16 protein-coding genes are annotated in these 17,857 nt (G+C 70.8%); 2 read left to right on the forward strand and 14 right to left on the reverse strand.

Going from position 1 to position 17,857, the window contains the following annotated elements:
* Positions 1-12: 12 nt before the first annotated feature.
* Positions 13-1,092, reverse strand: coding sequence for an Rv2578c family radical SAM protein (locus AB0I53_RS02010; protein WP_358594973.1), 1,080 nt, complete (start codon positions 1,090-1,092; stop codon positions 13-15).
* A gap of 134 nt (positions 1,093-1,226) precedes the next feature.
* Here AB0I53_RS02010 and AB0I53_RS02015 point away from each other — a divergent pair, with 134 nt between their 5' ends.
* The gene (locus AB0I53_RS02015) at positions 1,227-2,693 is read left to right on the forward strand and encodes a YibE/F family protein (RefSeq protein ID WP_358594976.1); all 1,467 of its coding nucleotides are present in this window, start codon (positions 1,227-1,229) and stop codon (positions 2,691-2,693) included.
* A gap of 437 nt (positions 2,694-3,130) precedes the next feature.
* Here the strand turns inward: AB0I53_RS02015 and AB0I53_RS02020 are convergent, their stop codons facing one another.
* The 3 genes from AB0I53_RS02020 to AB0I53_RS02030 are packed head-to-tail and all read right to left on the reverse strand — an operon-like array spanning position 3,131 to position 5,735.
* Complete coding sequence (locus tag AB0I53_RS02020) at positions 3,131-3,766, reverse strand: hypothetical protein (protein ID WP_358594979.1); 636 nt, start codon at positions 3,764-3,766, stop codon at positions 3,131-3,133.
* Complete coding sequence (gene hisS, locus AB0I53_RS02025) at positions 3,763-5,031, reverse strand: histidine--tRNA ligase (RefSeq protein WP_358594982.1); 1,269 nt, start codon at positions 5,029-5,031, stop codon at positions 3,763-3,765. Before hisS ends, AB0I53_RS02020 begins: the two co-directional genes overlap by 4 nt.
* Before the next feature lie 20 nt (positions 5,032-5,051).
* The gene (locus AB0I53_RS02030) at positions 5,052-5,735 is read right to left on the reverse strand and encodes an MBL fold metallo-hydrolase (RefSeq protein ID WP_358594985.1); all 684 of its coding nucleotides are present in this window, start codon (positions 5,733-5,735) and stop codon (positions 5,052-5,054) included.
* 184 nt (positions 5,736-5,919) lie between these two features.
* Between AB0I53_RS02030 and AB0I53_RS02035 the strand changes: the two genes are divergently transcribed.
* Complete coding sequence (locus AB0I53_RS02035; protein ID WP_358594988.1) at positions 5,920-6,747, forward strand: peptidylprolyl isomerase; 828 nt, start codon at positions 5,920-5,922, stop codon at positions 6,745-6,747.
* Positions 6,748-6,856: 109 nt separating this feature from the next.
* On the opposite strand, the gene AB0I53_RS02040 is transcribed toward AB0I53_RS02035, so the two are convergent.
* From AB0I53_RS02040 to AB0I53_RS02085, 10 genes are all read right to left on the reverse strand, one after another.
* Complete coding sequence (locus AB0I53_RS02040; RefSeq protein ID WP_358594991.1) at positions 6,857-9,172, reverse strand: bifunctional (p)ppGpp synthetase/guanosine-3',5'-bis(diphosphate) 3'-pyrophosphohydrolase; 2,316 nt, start codon at positions 9,170-9,172, stop codon at positions 6,857-6,859.
* Positions 9,173-9,394: 222 nt separating this feature from the next.
* Positions 9,395-9,952, reverse strand: a complete 558-nt coding sequence (locus tag AB0I53_RS02045; RefSeq protein WP_358595223.1) for an adenine phosphoribosyltransferase — start codon at positions 9,950-9,952, stop codon at positions 9,395-9,397.
* Between the two features lie 5 nt (positions 9,953-9,957).
* Positions 9,958-11,121, reverse strand: coding sequence for a protein translocase subunit SecF (gene secF, locus AB0I53_RS02050; RefSeq protein WP_358594994.1), 1,164 nt, complete (start codon positions 11,119-11,121; stop codon positions 9,958-9,960).
* Entirely contained in the window at positions 11,118-12,674 is a 1,557-nt protein-coding gene (gene secD, locus AB0I53_RS02055) for a protein translocase subunit SecD (protein ID WP_358594997.1), read from the reverse strand. The genes secF and secD overlap by 4 nt, the downstream gene beginning before the upstream one ends.
* 376 nt (positions 12,675-13,050) lie before the next feature.
* A complete protein-coding gene (gene yajC / locus AB0I53_RS02060; protein ID WP_358595000.1) occupies positions 13,051-13,443 on the reverse strand; it encodes a preprotein translocase subunit YajC in 393 nt (130 codons plus the stop codon).
* Between the two features lie 327 nt (positions 13,444-13,770).
* The gene (ruvB, locus tag AB0I53_RS02065; RefSeq protein ID WP_358595003.1) at positions 13,771-14,841 is read right to left on the reverse strand and encodes a Holliday junction branch migration DNA helicase RuvB; all 1,071 of its coding nucleotides are present in this window, start codon (positions 14,839-14,841) and stop codon (positions 13,771-13,773) included.
* A 10-nt stretch (positions 14,842-14,851) separates the two neighbouring features.
* On the reverse strand, positions 14,852-15,451 hold the full coding sequence (ruvA, locus tag AB0I53_RS02070) for a Holliday junction branch migration protein RuvA (protein WP_358595006.1): 600 nt from the start codon (positions 15,449-15,451) through the stop codon (positions 14,852-14,854).
* A gap of 155 nt (positions 15,452-15,606) precedes the next feature.
* Positions 15,607-16,179, reverse strand: a complete 573-nt coding sequence (gene ruvC / locus AB0I53_RS02075; RefSeq protein ID WP_358595008.1) for a crossover junction endodeoxyribonuclease RuvC — start codon at positions 16,177-16,179, stop codon at positions 15,607-15,609.
* Positions 16,180-16,319: 140 nt separating this feature from the next.
* Positions 16,320-16,787, reverse strand: coding sequence for a DUF4262 domain-containing protein (locus AB0I53_RS02080; RefSeq protein ID WP_358595226.1), 468 nt, complete (start codon positions 16,785-16,787; stop codon positions 16,320-16,322).
* 315 nt (positions 16,788-17,102) lie between these two features.
* The gene (locus AB0I53_RS02085; protein WP_358595011.1) at positions 17,103-17,855 is read right to left on the reverse strand and encodes a YebC/PmpR family DNA-binding transcriptional regulator; all 753 of its coding nucleotides are present in this window, start codon (positions 17,853-17,855) and stop codon (positions 17,103-17,105) included.
* Between the last annotated feature and the right edge of the window lie 2 nt (positions 17,856-17,857).

Below are 17,857 nucleotides of genomic sequence, written 5' to 3' on the forward strand. Positions count from 1 at the left end.
GTCGACACCGCGTCACAGCAGGGCGAGCTGGCGCTCCCGAGCCCGGTCCGCGTCGGACTGCGGGGGATCATGCTGCTGCGTCCGGAAGTTCTCCGGTCGCTGAGGGTGCGCCAACCCATGCCGACGCTTGGCCTGCTCCACCAGGTGCATGACTTCACGCTGATACGACTTCGGGGCGTACGCGCCGTTGCGGTACAGCCGCTCGTACAACGGGAGCAGTTCGGGCCGCTGACTGCTCAGCCAGCCGTGGTACCACTCGCGCGCACCCGAGCGCAGATGAAGCATCAAGGGCGTCAGACTCGTCGCCCCCGCCTCAGCGATAGCGGCCACCGTACGATCAATCTCGGCCGGCGAGTCGCTGAGTCCGGGCAGAATCGGCGCCATCAAGACCGAGCACCCGATGCCTGCCTCGGTAAACCGTCGCACAACGTCGAGACGCCGCAGCGGCGATGGCGCCCCCGGCTCCACTGCCCGCCACAAAGCCTCATCGACCGAGCCCACCGACACTGCCACCGAGACCTTGGTCCGCTGCGCAGCCTCGGTGATCAGATCCAGGTCTCGGAGGATCAGCGTGCCCTTGGTGAGGATCGAAAACGGGTTCGCGTGATCCCGCAGTGCCGCAAGAATTTCCCTCATCAGCCGATAGCGCCCCTCGGCGCGCTGGTAGGGATCCGTGTTCGTGCCCATCGCAATCGGCTCGCCCGCCCAGCGCGGGCTGGCCAACTCCTTGCGCAACAAAGCCCCGGCGTTGACCTTGACGACGATCTTGCTGTCGAAGTCGTGCCCCGCGTCCAAGTCCAAGTACGTGTGAGTGCGGCGGGCAAAACAATAAATGCAAGCATGGGTGCATCCTCTGTATGGATTCACCGTCCAGCGGAATGGCACCTGCGACTCCCCTGGCACCCGGTTCAGCACCGACTTCGCGTGGATCTCGATCGCGTAGGCCTCCTCGGTGCCCGCTTCGATCGGCACCGGCTCCGGCAGCCGCAGCCCCGCACGCCTGCCGGACCGCACCTGCGGCTCCGGCAGCGCGAGCGGCAGTTCCGGCGCGCTCCCGACCGGCGGCTTGACCCGCTGCTGTTCCCATCGCATGATTCAATTCGAACATAGTTTCGATATGATGTCGAGCGCCGTTTTCGCATGTCCGCCTATCGAGTGGCGCGTGGCCGCGGGCCCGGCCGAACGCCCCGCTTCGGGCCGCGTTGGACGGTCCGCATAATTGCCCGGTGACCGACCGCCGTCCCACCGGAGAGCCTCCCGAGTCCGGAGGCGGCCATCGGGCTCGCCACCGCCGCGCCGCCGACCAGGGCCAACAACCACCTGCCCAACCGGCCGCGGACCAGCCGAAACGCGGCCGCCGCCCGAATCCCGGCCCGCGACCGGACAGCAGCCCCGCCACCGGGCACGGGCACGGCCATGGGCACGGTCACGGTCCCGCCGAACCGGCGTCCAGGCAGGTCAAGCGGGCGCTCGCGATCGCGCTGGTGCCCTTCGCGCTGGCCACCATCGTCGGCTTCCTGCTGCTCTACCCGTTCGACCACCAGCAGCGCACCGGCGCCGACCTCGGCTTCGGCCAGTACCCGGTCAACGCCGTCGTCGTCTCCGCCGCCGCCGGCTCGTGCACCCAGGGCTCGCCCGACGAGGGCGGCTGCGTGGTGCTCGGGGTCCAGATGCAGGACGGCCCGCGGCCCGACCAGACCATCGAGCAGACGGTGCCGACCGATCCCGGCACGCCGCGCTTCGCCGTCGGCGACCACGTGGTGCTCAGCTACGCCGGGGCCAATCCCGACGATCCGACGTCCTACCAGGTCGTCGACTTCCAGCGCGGCGTGCCGCTGCTGGTCCTGGCCCTCGTGTTCGCCGCCGCGGTGATCGTGCTCGGCCGCTGGCAGGGCCTCGCCGCGCTGGTCGCGCTCGGGCTGAGCTTCGTCGTGCTGATCGGGTTCGTGCTGCCCGCCATCCTCGCCGGCGAGGATCCGCTGCTGGTGGCGGTCGTCGGGGCCGGGCTGATCATGTTCGTGGTGCTCTACCTGACGCACGGCTTCTCCGCGCGGACCTCGACCGCGGTGCTCGGCACCCTGCTGAGCCTCGGCCTGATCGGCCTGCTCAGCGTGGTCTTCTCGGCGGCCACCAGCCTGACCGGGCTGGACGAGGACACGTCGAGCCTGATGGGAGTGCTCGGCACGCCGATCGACGCGCGCGGTCTGCTGCTGGCCGGGATCGTGATCGGCGCGCTCGGCGTGCTCGACGACGTGACCGTCACCCAGACCAGCGCGGTGTGGGAGCTGCGCAAGGCCAACCCGACGCTGTCGTGGCGGCAGCTGTACAAGGCTGGGCAGCGGATCGGCCGCGACCACGTGTCGTCGGCGGTGAACACGCTGGTCCTGGCCTATGCGGGCGCGGCCCTGCCGCTGCTGCTGGCATACACGCTCTCCGGCCGGACCTTCGGCGAGGTCGTGAGTTCGCAGGCGGTGGCGCAGGAAGTCGTGCGCACGCTGGTCGGCAGCATCGGCCTGGTCGCCGCGGTGCCGATCACCACGGCGATCGCCGCCGCGGTGGCGGTCCGGGAGCCGGCGAAGGGCATGGGCCGCACCGGGAGCTCGGTCGCGGACCGCGTGGGGCAGGCGGCCGCCACCAGCGCGGAAACCTCGACGGTGCGCCGGCGGCCGCCGCACCGCAGGCCCGGATACTGATTCATCCGGCTACGCAGCCAGGCGTCCGCACGGAACCCGACGCCCCGTTCTGACGCGGTTTCAATGGAAATCAAAGGTCCGACTTCCATTGAGGGTTTTTCATCCTGGTCGGGTACCGCAGCCGCGGCGTCTGACCTGCGCCTGAGTGCGCGCTGTCGCCAAGCGCCGTCAGGCGCTTTCGGGCCCACCCTCGCAACTGGCACCGCCGCGGGTTCACGGAGCCCACCCCTCTGGGGTTCCTCCGGCGAGGACGGCCCTGACGCCGTTGGCATACATAAGTCAGGGCACCCACAGCCAGGCGGGCGCTGTAACTCCCGCAGGGGGGCCGCTACCGGCACCGCCACGCAGAACGAGGTTGGAAAAACCTCATTGAAACCGCGGACCGAACACCGCTGGCCGAGGCGACTCCGCAAGGGGCCGCTGCGCGGAACGAGCCGCTACCCCAGCGCGGCGACGAACCTGGCCACCGCATCGGGATGCAGCCGCTGCGCCATCCGGCCCGGCGGAGCGACGGACGCGAGCCGGTACAGCGGGCGGTCCGGGGCCGCGTCGCCGCGTGCCTCCGCCCGCAACTGGGCCACGATCAGCTGCGAAAGCACCAGCGCCCGGGTGTCGGCGGAGCCGGCGAGCGTGTCCGCCAGCCGGCGCAGCGCGTAGATGCCGAGCTCCCGGCCGCCGGTGCCCGCGTAAAGCGCCAGCGACACGCTGATCGCCTTGCCCTTGGGCGGGCCACCGACCAGCAGGTTGACCGTCCGCGCGCCACGCAGGTCGGTGACGAACAGGTCGAAACGATCCGCGTCCTTCACCTCGACCACGCGGGTGCCCACCGCGCGGACCACCAGCTCGCCGCCGCGCAGCTCGATGGTCTTGCGGGACTCCGCGAAAGCCAGCAGCAGCAACGGGATTCCCACGATCGCCGCGGTGATCGCGAAGCCCGTCGACCCCGCGAACAGGCTCACGATGCCGCCCATCGCGGCCGCGACGATCAGCGCCGCGATCGCGACGTTGCGGGCCCGCGTCCGGACCGTCTTGCGATCCAGCAGATCCAGCGGAACCGTCCCGGCTTCGGTCATCTCGGCTCCGCGACCGCGGCCCGGACCTCGGCCACCAGCGCATCCAGCGCCACCGCGCGCTGTTCGCCGCTGGCCAGCTCCTTCAGCTGCGCGGTGCCGGCCTCGAGGTCCCGCTCGCCGAGCACCAGCGCGAACCGGGCGCCCGAGCGGTCGGCGGCCTTCATCGCTCCCTTGAGGCCCTTGCCGCCGTAGGCCACGTCGACGCGGATCCCGGCCGCTCGCAGCCCGCCCGCGGCCGCCACCAGGCGGCGCTTGGCGGTCTCGCCCATCGGCACGCAGTAGACGTCGCAGCGCGCCTGGTCGCCGACCTGCAGCCCCTCGGCCTGGCAGGCCAGCAGGGTGCGGTCGACGCCGAGCCCGAAGCCGACGCCGGAGTACTCCTGGCCGCCGAGCTCGGCCATCAGGCCGTCGTAGCGGCCGCCGCCGCCGATGCCGGACTGCGAGCCGAGTCCATCGTGGACGAACTCGAAGGTGGTCTTGGTGTAGTAGTCCAGGCCGCGCACCAGGCGGGGGTTCTCCACGAACGCCACGCCGAGGTCGAGCAGGTGCGCCTTGACCTGCTCGTAGTGCTCCTTCGACTCCGCCGAGAGGTGGTCGACCATCAGCGGTGCGGCGGCGACGAGTTCCTGCACCTCCCGCCGCTTGTCGTCGAGCACCCGCAGCGGGTTGAGCTCGGCGCGGCGCCGGGTCTCCTCGTCCAGCGGCAGCCCGCGCAGGAACTCCTGCAGCTTCGCCCGGTAGGTGGGGCGGCAGGTGCTGTCGCCGAGCGAGGTGATCTCGATGCGGTGCCCGCTGAGCCCCAGCCGCCGGTAGCCCTCGTCGGCGATCGCGATGACCTCGGCGTCCAGCGCCGGGTCGTCGACCCCGATCGCCTCCACGCCGACCTGTTGCAGCTGCCGGTACCGCCCGGCCTGCGGCCGCTCGTAGCGGAAGAACGCGCCGCTGTAGTACAGCTTCACCGGCAGCTGGCCGCGGTCCAGGCCGTGCTCGATGACCGAGCGCATCACGCCCGCCGTGCCCTCCGGGCGCAGCGTCACGGATCGGCCGCCGCGGTCGGCGAAGGTGTACATCTCCTTGCTGACGACGTCGGTGGACTCCCCGACGCCGCGGGCGAACAGCGTGGTGTCCTCGAACACCGGCAGCTCGATGTAGCCGTAGCCGGCGCGGCGCGCGGCGTCGGCCAGGGTGTCGCGGACCGCCAGGAAGCCCGCCGACTCCGGCGGGTAGTACTCGGGGATGCCCTTGGGTGCGGTGAACGTGCTCATGAGTGGTGGTTCAGTCCTCGTCAGGAAATGGCGTCGGAAGCCGGCAGGCCCTGCAGGAACGGGTTGCCCGCGCGTTCGCGCCCGATGGTGGTGGTCGGTCCGTGGCCCGGCAGCACGACGGTCTCGTCGTCCAGCGGCAGCACCTTGGTGCTCAGCGACTCGAGCATCCGGCCGTGGTCGCCGCCGGGCAGATCGGTGCGCCCGATGGCGCCGGCGAAGAGGGTGTCGCCGGACAGCAGCAGCCGCCCACCCTCGTCGGTCCCGACGCCGAACAGCACCGATCCGCCGGTATGGCCCGGCGTGTGCGTGACGTCGAAGCGCAGCCCGGCGAGCTCCAGCTCGTCGCCCTCGGCGAGGTCGCGGACGTCGGCGGGCGCGTCCATCACCGGGCCGTCGCCGAACAGCTGCCGCCCGGCCGGGCCGAGCGCGGCGCCCGGGTCGGCGAGCATGAACCGGTCGGCCGGGTGGACGTAGGCGGGCACGTCGTGCGCGGCGCACACCTCACCGGCGGAGAAGACGTGGTCGAAGTGCCCGTGGGTGAGCAGCACCGCGACGGGCGCGAGCCGGTGCTTGCGCAGCTGTTCGTCCAGCGGCGGCATCGCGTCCTGGCCGGGATCCACGACGACGCAGGGCTCGCCTTCCCCGCGCGCGAGCACGTAGCAGTTCGCCTGCAGCGGTCCAACCGGGAACCCGAGGACAAGCACGAAGCGCGACCTTTCGTTGCGGCGGCACCCGATGGGGCGGGTCGGTCCCCCAAGGTTATCGTCCCGCCCACGTGCGCCTTCGCGCGCGGCAGGCACGATGCGCAGGCTCTCAGGAACGGTCCGCGACCCACCCCATAAACTCCCCGCAACAACATCAGGTTCACCGAATCCGGGGAGGGAGCAGGTGCCCAGCAACGAGCAACGTCGTCAGGCGGCCAAGCGGAAGCTCGAACGCCAACTGCAGCGCCGGGCGGAGCAGGCCAAGCGACGCCGGGTGATCACCATCGGAGCGACGATCGTCGTGGTCATCGCGGTCGTGGTGGGCGTCTTCTACTTCACCCGCAGCAGCGACGACACCGCCCAGCAGCAACCGCAGGAGCAACAGCCGACCGGCACGAGCGGGCCGTGCGCGTACGCGGCCTCGGGCGAACAGGCCTCGAAGGCCGTCGGTCTTCCGCCGGATCCAGCACAAACCCCGGCCCAGGGCACCAAGAACGTCACGGTGCAGACGAACCAGGGCACGATTCCGGTGACGCTGGACCGGACCAAGGCTCCGTGCACCGTGCAGAGCTTCGAGCACCTCGTTCAGGCGGGGTACTTCGACGGCACCGACTGCCACCGGCTGACCACCGGAGAGGGCCTGCGGGTGCTGCAGTGCGGCGACCCGACCGGAACCGGCAGCGGCGGCCCCGGGTACTCGATCAAGGACGAGCCTCCGGCCGGACTCGCCCCCGCGCCGAGTCCCTACGACCGCGGTGGTTCGGTGACCTACCCGCGCGGCACCCTGGCGATGGCGAAATCCAGCCAGCCGAACAGCGGGGGCAGCCAGTTCTTCATGGTCTACCAGGATTCCTACCTGCCGCCCGACTACACGGTGTTCGGCAACGTCGGCGAAGAAGGCCTGGCCGTGCTCGACAAGGTCGCCGCCGCGGGAGTTCAGCCGGTCAACGGCGAAGGCGATGGAAGCCCGAACCTGCCGGTGAAGATCGAACGCGCATCCGAAGCCGCGTAACCCTTCGGAAAGCAGGCCCTGCGGAGTTGTCCGCAGGGCCTGCTTTTTTGTGCGTTGATCCGCGCCACCGCTTCGAACGACGCCGGTAGATCGTCGCCGGATGTGGGCGTCAGGCCGCGGAGGTCACGCGGTAGACGTCGTAGACGCCCTCGATGTTGCGGACCGCCTTGAGGACGTGGCCCAGGTGCTTCGGGTCGCCCATCTCGAAGGAGAAGCGGCTCACCGCCACCCGGTCCTTCGACGTGGTCACCGACGCCGACAGGATGTTCACCCGCTCATCGGCCAGCACCTTGGTCACGTCGGAGAGCAGCCGGTGCCGGTCCAGGGCCTCCACCTGGATCGCGACCAGGAACACCGACGACGCCGACGGCGCCCAGTGCACCTCGACCAGCCGCTCGGGCGTGCGGCGCAGGTCGTCGGCGTTGGTGCAGTCCGTGCGGTGCACGCTGACCCAACCGCCGCGGGTCACGAAGCCGAGGATCTCGTCGCCCGGAACCGGCGTGCAGCAGCGCGCCAGCTTCGCCCACACGTCCCCCGCGTCCTTGACCACGACACCGGAGTCGCCGCTGCTGCGGCGCTTGCCGCGCAACGTCGACGGCGTCGACCGCTCCGCGATCTCGTCGGCCGCCTGCTCCGGACCGCCGATGAACGCCACGAGGCGCTGCACCAGGTGCTGCGCCGAGAGCTGCTTCTCCCCCACCGCCGCGTACAGGCCGGTGACGTCCACGTAGTGCAGTTCGCGGGCCACCGCGGCGAGCGTTTCCGCCGACACGAGGCGCTGCACCGGCAGGCCGAGCCGCCGGATCTCCTTGGCGATCAGCTCCTTGCCGGACTCGATCGCCTCCTCGCGGCGCTCCTTGGCGAACCACTGCTTGATCTTCGCCTTGGCCCGCGGCGAGGCCACGAACGACAGCCAGTCGCGGCTCGGGCCGGAGCCCTCCGCCTTGGACGTGAAGATCTCGACGACCTCGCCGTTCTCCAGCTTGCGCTCCAGCGCCACCAGCCGGCCGTTGACGCGGGCGCCGATGCAGCGGTGACCGACCTCGGTGTGCACCGCGTAGGCGAAGTCCACCGGGGTCGAGCCGGACGGCAGCGTGATCACGTCGCCCTTCGGCGTGAAGACGAAGATCTCCCTGGTCGCCAGGTCGTAGCGCAGCGACTCCAGGAACTCGCCGGGATCCGCGGCCTCCCGCTGCCAGTCGAGCAGCTGCCGCATCCACGCCATCTCGTCGACCTCGACGGCCGACTGCCCGCCGCCGTTGCGCCCCTTGGTCTCCTTGTACCGCCAGTGCGCCGCGATGCCGTACTCGGCGGTGCGGTGCATCTCGTGGGTGCGGATCTGCACCTCCAGCGGCTTGCCCTCCGGGCCGATCACCGTGGTGTGCAGCGACTGGTAGACCCCGAACCGGGGCTGCGCGATGTAGTCCTTGAAGCGGCCGGGCATCGGCTGCCACAGCGCGTGCACCACGCCCATCGCGGCGTAGCAGTCGCGGACCTCGTCGACCAGGATCCGCACGCCCACCAGGTCGTGGATGTCGTCGAAGTCGCGGCCTCGCACGATCATCTTCTGGTGGATGGAGTAGTAGTGCTTGGGGCGGCCCTGCACCTTCGCGGCCAGCCGGGCGGCGTCGAGCTGGTGCGACAGCTCGTCGATGACGGTGCGCAGGTAGGTGTCGCGGGACGGCGCGCGGTTGGCCACCAGGCGCACGATCTCGTCGTACTTCTTGGGCTGCAGGATGGCGAACGCCAGGTCCTCCAGCTCCCACTTGATGGTGGCCATGCCCAGCCGGTGCGCCAGCGGCGCCAGCACCTCGAGGGTCTCCCGCGCCTTGCGGGCCTGCTTCTCCGGCGGCAGGAAGCGCATGGTGCGCATGTTGTGCAGCCGGTCGGAGAGCTTGATCACCAGCACCCGCGGGTCGCGGGCCATCGCGATGATCATCTTGCGGATGGTCTCGGCCTCGGCAGCGGCGCCCAGCTTGACCTTGTCCAGCTTGGTGACCCCGTCGACCAGGTGCGCCACCTCGTCGCCGAACTCGGCGCCGAGCTTCTCCAGCGAGTAGTCGGTGTCCTCGACGGTGTCGTGCAGCAGGCCGGCCACCAGGGTCGTGGTGTCCATGCCGAGCTCGGCCAGGATCGTCGCGACGGCCAGCGGATGCGTGATGTACGGGTCACCGGACTTGCGCCGCTGACTGCGGTGCTTCTCCTCGGCGACGTCATAAGCGCGCTGCAGCAGCGCCAGATCGGCCTGCGGGTGCAACTCGCGGTGCACCGTGGCCAACGGCTCCAGCACTTGCTTGACGGAGGCGGCCCGCTGCGCCGTGATCCTCCTGGCCAGTCGGGCCCGGACGCGACGCGTCGCGGAGGCCGCCCGCGGCTCGGCAACCGGGTCGGTTGCCGAAGCAGGAGATTCGACGTGTTGGCTCACCGCACGCTCCCGGGCTCAGGTGTTGCTCTCGTCCCAGGTCCGGGGGACCCGGACACTGAGAATAACGCCATCCGAGCGACGGACCTTCCCAGGTGTGGGTGTGATACGCCCAGCGGTCACCTGACGCAGTCGAAGGACGACGAAACTTCACCCGCACCGATCACCGACGGAAGCGCGCCCGAGCCCCGTGACCAGGGATCGGACGGCGCTCACCTCGACGAATCAGGCCCTCAGCAGGGCCCGGACGGTTTCGCCCATGATCTTGTCGCGGCCTTCGAGGGCGGTGAGTTCGAGCACGACGGCCGCCGCCGCGACGTCGGCACCGGCCTGGCGGACCAAGCGGCACGCCGCGCCCAGGGTGCCGCCGGTGGCCAGGACGTCGTCCACGATCAGAACCCGCTGGCCGGCGCGCAGCGTGTCCGCCGGGAGTTCGAGCGTGGCGCGGCCGTACTCCAGCGTGTAGTCGACCCGGTCCGCCACCACGGGAAGCTTGCCGGGCTTGCGGAGCCCGATCACGCCCGTGCCGAACTCCTGCGCGACCGCCGCGCCGACCAGGAAGCCACGCGCCTCCACGCCGGCCACCACGTCGAACTCGACGTCCCGGCCCAGCGCCGACACCACGGCGTTCAGCCCGGCGCCGTCGGCGAGCAGCGGGCTGATGTCGCGGAACAGGACTCCCGGCTCGGGGAAGTCCGGCACCTCGCGGATCAGCCCGACCGCCTGCCGGAGCGCATGATCGGTCGCATCGGTCACCTGCACGGAAATGGCCGTCTCCTCCACCGCGCTCAACGCCGCCTCTTCCCGGACGGGCGGCCGGCCTTGGCGCCGGGCCGCCCACCGCGCGGGCCCGAGCCCGCAGCGACCGCGTGCTTCGGCTCGGCCGGGGCGTCCTCGCCGACGGCCTTGGCAGCGGCGCGCTCGCGGCGCTGCCGCACCTTCGCCGCGTGCTCGCGGTACTTCGGGTCGCGCATCTTGAAGTCCACCAGCAGCGGCGTGGCCAGGAAGATCGACGACACCACGCCGGCGATCATGCCGACCATCTGCACCAGCGCCAGGTCCTGCAGCACGCCGACGCCGAGCAGCCCGGCGCCCACCACGAGCAGCCCGACCACCGGCAGCAGCGCGATCACCGAGGTGTTGATCGAGCGCATCAGGGTCTGGTTGACCGCCAGGTTCGCGGCCTCGCCGTAGGTGCGGCGGGTCAGCCCGAGCAGGCCGCGGGTGTTCTCCTTGACCTTGTCGAAGACCACCACCGTGTCGTACAGCGAGAACCCGAGAATGGTCAGCAGGCCGATGACCGTGCTCGGCGTGACCTCGAAGCCGATCAGCGAGTAGATGCCCGCGGTGACCACGACGTCGTGCAGCAGCGCGACCAGCGCCGCCACCGCCATCCACTTCTCGAAGTAGAACGCCAGGAAGATCGTCACCAGCACCAGGAACACGCCCAGCGCGATCAGCGCCTGCTGGGTGATCTCACCGCCCCAGGTGCCGCTGACCGCGCTGTCGCTGATCACCTGCTGGCTCGGGCTGCCCTGCACGTCCAGCGGCTGCACCTCGTTGAACAGCGACTGCTTGACGGCGGCCACCTGCTCCGGGGTCAGCGCCGAGGAGCGGATCTGGATGCTCGTGTTGGCTCCGGTGCCGACGATCTGCACCGTCTCGGCCGGGTGGCCCAGCGCGTCCTGGAACGCGTTCTGCACCTGGTCGGTCTGGATCGGGCCCTGCGCGCCGACGGCGGGCAGCTGGAGCTTGGTGCCGCCCTCGAAGTCGATGCCGAGGTTGAAGCCCTTGAACCCGATGGCTCCGAGGCACACGAGCACGAGCAGGCCCAGCGAGATGTACCACCGGGCGCGCTTGCCGATGATGTCGAAGGCCCCGGTGCCGGTGTAGAGGCGGTGGAAGACGCTTTCGCGCCGTGCACCTTCGGTTCCTGGAGTCGTCACCTTCACGCCTCCTTGGCGGTGGTCGCGGCCTTGCGGGCGGCCCGGGTCTGGTCACCGAGCCGTTGCACCGCCCCCAGGCCGGAGACCGAGGGCTTGGACAGGAACTTGTTCTTCGAGGCGACCGCCACCAGCGGGTGCGTGACGAGGAAGACCACGACCAGGTCCAGCACCGTCGACATGCCGAGGGTGAAGGCGAAGCCCTTCACCTGGCCGACGGCGAGCACGTAGAGCACGGCGGCGGCCAGGAAGCTGACCGCGTCGGCGGAGAGGATCGTGCGCCGGGCCCGCGTCCAGGCGCGCGGCACTGCCGAGCGGAAGGTGCGGCCCTCGCGGATCTCGTCCTTGAGCCGTTCGAAGAACACGATGAACGAGTCGGCGGTGATGCCGATCGCGACGATGAAACCGGCGATGCCCGCCAGGTCGAGGGTGAAGCCGACCCAGCGGCCGAGCAGCACCAGCACGCCGTAGACCACGCCGCCGGAGAGCACCAGCGACAGGACGGTCAGGATGCCCAGCAGCCGGTAGTAGAGCAGGCAGTACACCGCGACCAGGATGAGGCCGATGCCACCGGCGATCAGGCCCGCCTCCAGCGAGGCCACGCCGAGGGTCGCGGAGACCGTCTCGGCCTCGGACTGGTCGAAGGCCAGCGGCAGCGAGCCGTACTTGAGGATGTTGGCCAGGTCGGTGGCGCTCTCCTGGTTGAACTGCCCGCTGATGCTGGCGTTGCCGGCGAGCAGGGCCGCCTGGATCTGCGGCGCCGACACGACCTCGGTGTCCAGCACGAACGCGGCCTGCTGGCCGACGTTGGCGGAGGTGAAGTCGGCCCAGACCTTGGCGCCTTCGCTCTTGAAGTCCAGCGACACCGTCCAGCCCGGCTGCCCGCCCTGCGGCTGCGGCGGCACGGCCTGCGAGTTCGCGATCTCCTTGCCGGGCAAGAACACCGGCTCCAGCAGGTACTTCTGCTGGCCCTCGCGGTCGCAGGTCACCAGCGGCAGCTTCGGGTCGTCGTTGCCGCGCAGCGGGTCGTCGGCGGCGCAGTTCAGCGACTGCAGCGCCTGCATCTGGACGTTCTGGTCGGTGCTCTGCCGGAGCGCCTTCGCCTCGTCGATCGCCTTCCGCTGATCGCCCGGGCCCTGCTGCTGCGCGACCTGCGGGGTGGTCCCCGCCGGCGGCTGCGCCGCGGGCACCGCGGTGACGACCTTGCGGAAGTTCAGCTCGGCGGTCTGCCCCAGCTGTTTGGCTTCCTCACCGCCCTCGCCCGGCACGGTGATCACCAGGTTGTTGCCGTCCCGGGTCACCTCGGAACCGCTGATGCCCATGCCGTTGACGCGGGTCTCGATGATCTGCCGCGCCTGGTTCAGCGCCTCGTTGGTGGGCGGCTGACCGTCCGGCGTGCGGGCCGTCAGCGTCACGCGGGTGCCGCCCTGGAGGTCGATCCCGAGCTTCGGCGTCGGCTTGCCATCACCGGTGAAGAACACCAGTGCGTACAGCCCCACGACGATCAGCGCGAAGATCGCCAGATAACGCCCTGGGCGAATCTGCCCGGCCGGAGGTGCCACGGTGCGTCAGTCTCCTGTCCACGGTCCGTATCGGGTGCGCGGTCGGTTCGCGTAGGCGTCGCCTACCGAACTGCGCAAGCTGCGACGAGCGGTTCCGCCCGCTCGACGCCAACCTACAGCCGGGCTCGCCAGGTTCCCCGATCGGCGCGATCTGTTGGCGATCTTCGCCACCACTGGTGGCGGATCGCCGAATTCCTCGGTTCAGTCTGACAGGCCGGGCGCGGGCGCCGGCGATCCGGGTGGCAACCGTGCGTAGATCAACCACTACGCACGGACGCGGGCCCGGAAACCCGGTGCCCGCGTCACGACCTGGCGGCGACGACCCCGCCCGCCGGGCGCCCTACCGGCGCCCGGGGGGAAGGCGTTGCGCCTGGTGTCAGTTGGTCTTCTGCTTCTCGATCGGCTCGGCGATCTCGGCCTTCGACTCCGGAACGCCGGCCTCGGCCGGCGCCTCCTCGGTCTTCTCCGACTCGGTCGACTCGGCCGTCTCGGCGGCCGGGGCGCTGTCGGTGGTGACCTTCTCGCGGACCGCGGCGCGCACCCAGGTGGTGGTCATGCCCGGGGCGAGCTCCAGGTCGATGGAGTCGTCGCTGGTGGCGACGACCTTGCCGAACACGCCGGAGGTGGTCATCACCTTGTCGCCCGGCTCGATCGAGTTCTGCAGCTTCTGCTGCTCGGCCACGGCGCGCTTCTGCTTGCGGGCCTGCAGGAACAGCGGCACCGCCAGCAGGACGATCAGCAGCGGAAGAATCAGGGATTGGAGGTCCATCGTGCTCCGTTCAGCGGACGCTTCGGGGCCCAGCCCTCGCAGTACTGCGCCCGAATTGTTCGGATGTTCTGCCCCAGTGTGCCAGGTCAACTCGGGTCGACGTCCTCTCCCGCTGGGAACCAGGAGAGTCTCCCCGCTCTCGCGCGGGGCGCGGTTCATGCCTGCCGCGCTGCACACCACCCATCCGGCGGTGCCGCCTCGCGCGGTTCGTCACCACCGAGCGGGACGTGAGGAGGATAACGTCACGCCGCAAGCACGGACCAGCGCCCCGACTGCGAGCCGATGGCTGGGCGAGGGACACAGTATCGGCGATTTGTCACTATTGGATCACTCGGCGAAGAGGTCGGACTGCGACTCGCCGGGCGCGTGCGGCGGCGGCGTGAGGCCCACGTGCTGCCACGCGGCGACCGTGGCGACCCGGCCGCGCGGGGTGCGGGCGATCATGCCCGCCCGCACCAGGTAGGGCTCGCAGACCTCCTCCACCGTGCTCGGCTCCTCGCCGACCGCGACCGCCAGCGTCGAAACCCCCACCGGTCCGCCGTGGAACGACTTGATCAGCGCGCCGAGCACGGCCCGGTCCAGCCGGTCCAGGCCCATCTCGTCGACGTCGTAGACCGCCAGCGCGGCGCGCGCGACCTCGCGGGTCACCACTCCGTCGGCACGCACCTCCGCGAAGTCGCGGACGCGCCGCAGCAGCCGGTTGGCGATCCGCGGCGTGCCCCGGGACCGGCGGGCTATCTCGGTCGCCCCGTCGTCGCGCAGGTCCACGCCCAGGATCCCGGCCGAGCGGCGCACCACCACCTCCAGCTCGTCCGCGGAGTAGAACTCCATGTGCGCGGTGAAGCCGAACCGGTCGCGCAGCGGCCCGGTCAGCGCGCCGGACCGGGTGGTGGCCCCGACCAGCGTGAACGGGGCCAGCTCCAGCGGGATGCTGGTCGCTCCCGGCCCCTTGCCGACCACGATGTCGACCCGGTAGTCCTCCATCGCCAGGTAGAGCATCTCCTCGGCGGGCCGGGCGATCCGGTGGATCTCGTCGATGAACAGCACGTCGCCCTCGGCGAGGTTGGACAGCATCGCGGCGAGGTCGCCGGGGCGTTCCAGCGCCGGGCCGGAGGTGACCCGGATCGAGGCGCCCAGCTCCGTCGCCATGATCATCGACAGGCTGGTCTTGCCCAGCCCCGGCGGGCCGGAGAACAGCACGTGGTCGGGCTGTTCGCCGCGCCTGAGCGCGCCGTGCAGGACCAGCTCCAGCTGCTCGCGCACGCGGGACTGACCCACGAACTCGCTCAGCTTGCGCGGGCGCAGCGTCATCTCGACGTCCTGGTCGCCCTGATCCTGCTCCGGCGTCAGTGCGACGCCGTCGCCCGACGGCGGCCAGTCGTCGTTGTCTTCCTGCATCAGGCCGGCCTCACTTCGGGCCCAGGGTGGCCAGCGCCTTGCGCAGCACCGCCGAGGTGTCCAGGTCGCCGTTGCCGGCGGCCAGGACCACCTCGACGCTCTGGTCGGCCTGCTTGGCCGAGAAGCCCAGCCCCACCAGCGCCTCGGAGACCTCGGAGCGCACCCGGCCGCGGTCCACCGTCGCCGCCGGCCCGGCCGCGGCCCCGGCCACCACGCCGACCTTGTCGCGCAGCTCCAGGATCAGCCGCTCGGCGCTCTTCTTGCCGATGCCGGGCACCTGGGTGAGCACCGTCAGGTTGCCGTCGGCCAGCGCGTGGCAGAGCTGCTCGGGCGCGAGCACCGCGAGCGTGGCCAGCGCGAGCCGCGGGCCGACGCCGGAGGCCGTCTGCAGCAGCACGAAGAGGTCGCGGGCTTCGGCGTCGGCGAAGCCGTAGAGCGTCAGCGAGTCCTCGCGCACGATCAGCGAGGTCCACAGCCGCGCTTCCTCGCCGCGGCGCAGGGCGGCCAGCGTCACCGGGGTGGCGTGCACCGCCATGCCCACGCCGCCGACTTCGATCACGGCGTGGTCCAGCCCGACGGACAGCACCGGACCCCTTACCGTGGAGATCATCGGGAAACCCCTCCAAAACCTGTTCATGGGCTCGTTTTGCGCAGGTGGCCGCTTAGCGGAACCTCAGACGCCGCCTCGCGAGACGACGCCTGAGAACCCGCGGGTGGTCACCTTGCGTACGTGGGCTAAGCGGCTTCGCCGCTTCAAAGACAACATCACGATCTTCGGGTGGCTTGTGCGGCGGCCTTCAGCCGGGCGCGGTGGTTCCGGGCGATCTCGGCGGCCTTGGCCTCCGCCTCGGCCAGCCGGGCGGCCATCGGGGCGCGCCAGATGTGGCAGACCGCGAGCGCCAGCGCGTCGGCGGCGTCGGCCGGCTTTGGCGCTTCGACCAGCCCGAGGATCTTGGTGATCATCATGGTGATCTGGCGCTTGTCGGCGCGGCCGGAACCGCTGACGGCGGCCTTGACCTCGCTGGGCGTGTGGAAGGCGACCGGCAGCTTGCGGCGGGCGGCCGCCAGCGCCACGACACCGGAGACCTGCGCGGTGCCCATCACGGTGCGCACGTTGTGCTGGCTGAAGACCCGCTCGATCGCCACCACCTCGGGGCGGTGCGCGTCCATCCACTCCTCCACCACGTCGGCCACCGCCATCAGCCGGCTGGACAGCTCGTCCTCCGGCGGGGTGCGCGCCACGCCCACCGCGACGCAGGCGACCTCGCGGCCGCGACCGCCGTCGACGACGCCGAGCCCGCAGCGGGTCAGCCCGGGGTCGACTCCCAGCACGCGCACGACGCCACCTGCTCTCACCTGATGAACATTCGTTCGAAACCCTATCGAACCGCCGACGCCCGCGACCACACCGACACGCACGCGCCTCACCCGACCGGGTCAGCCTGCGCGCGGTTTCGCCGATCCGGGGCCGCCGCTGGTCAGGGGCCGTCGGTGCCGGGCGTCCAGGATTCCGGGAGGCCGCTGTCGGTGAGGATCGGCTGGTACTCGAGGAAGCCGCCCGGCGCGTCGGGCTGCCACGGGAACTTGCCGCCGTCCGGGCTGGAGGCGATCAGCTGCACCGCCGGGAAGTCCGGCCCGTTGTAGACCAGGAACGCGCTGCCCAGGTACTCCGGGTAGTGCTGCAGCGCGACCTTCTCGAAGGTGACCGGGCAGCCCTGCAGGAAGCCGTCGTAGAGCTGGCCCGGCTGGAACCGCTCGCCGCCGCTGACCCGCTGCACGTAGGTGTTGACCACCGCGTGCGCGACCTCCTTGGGCAGGCCGATCACGACGACCTCGGGCTTGCCGAAGCGCCGCCACGCACCGACCGAGAACGCGTACGCCGCGCCGCGGTCATCGCCCGCCACGTGCATCACCGCGGCCCCGTGCTTGTCCGCGGTGTTGACCATCCACTTGCGCAGAGCCTCATCCGTGTCGACCACGGCGCCATTCTGCCTGCGGAGCAGACCGCTCCCACCGGCACCCGGGGCGTCGGCCACTGTGGACACCGGCGGGAGCGGGCCGAGCACGGCGCGTGTCAGCCGGGCGGGGCTTGGGCGGCTCCGCCCAGCCGAGCACACCGGCGTAAGACGAAGCGACCGGCCCCGCCATCGGGGCCGGTCGCTTCATCGGTCACGAGCGCGATGCGGCCGAACGGCCGCGTCGGCCGGCCTCGGCCGGCACGTGGAATCGGGCGCGGTGGCGACTCCGCCGCTGCGCACCAGCTACGCGTTGACCTCTTCGAGCACCGCGTCCGACACGTCGAAGTTGGCGAAAACGTTCTGCACGTCGTCGCAGTCCTCGAGGGCGTCGATCAGCTTGAAGATCTTGCGGGCCGCGTCGGCGTCGAGCTCGACGTTGACCGAGGCCAGGAAGTTCGCCTCCGCCGAGTCGTACTCGATGCCCGCCGCCTGCAGCGCCTTGCGCACCTCGACCAGGTCGGTCGGGTCGGCGAGGATCTCGTAGCTGTCACCGAGGTCGTTGATCTCCTCGGCGCCAGCTTCCAGCACCGCGGAGAGCACGTCGTCCTCGGTGAGCCCGTTCTTCGGCAGCAGCACGACGCCCTTGCGGTTGAACATGTAGGACACCGAGCCCGCGTCGGCCATCGAGCCGCCGTTGCGGGTCATCGCGGTGCGCACCTCGCCCGCGGCGCGGTTGCGGTTGTCGGTCAGGCACTCCACCAGCACTGCGACGCCGTTGGGGCCGTAGCCCTCGTACATGATCGTCTGCCAGTCGGCGCCGCCGGCCTCTTCACCCGCGCCGCGCTTGCGGGCGCGCTCGATGTTGTCCATCGGGACCGAGCTCTTGCGCGCCTTCTGGATGGCGTCGTACAGGGTCGGGTTGCCCTCGGGATCGCCCCCACCGGTACGAGCGGCAACCTCGATGTTCTTGATCAGCTTCGCGAAGAGCTTGCCGCGCTTGGCGTCGAGGGCGGCCTTCTTGTGCTTGGTGGTGGCCCACTTGGAGTGGCCGCTCATCT

The sequence above is a fragment of the Saccharopolyspora sp. NPDC050389 genome (assembly GCF_040655595.1).
Classification (GTDB): Bacteria; Actinomycetota; Actinomycetes; order Mycobacteriales; family Pseudonocardiaceae; genus Saccharopolyspora.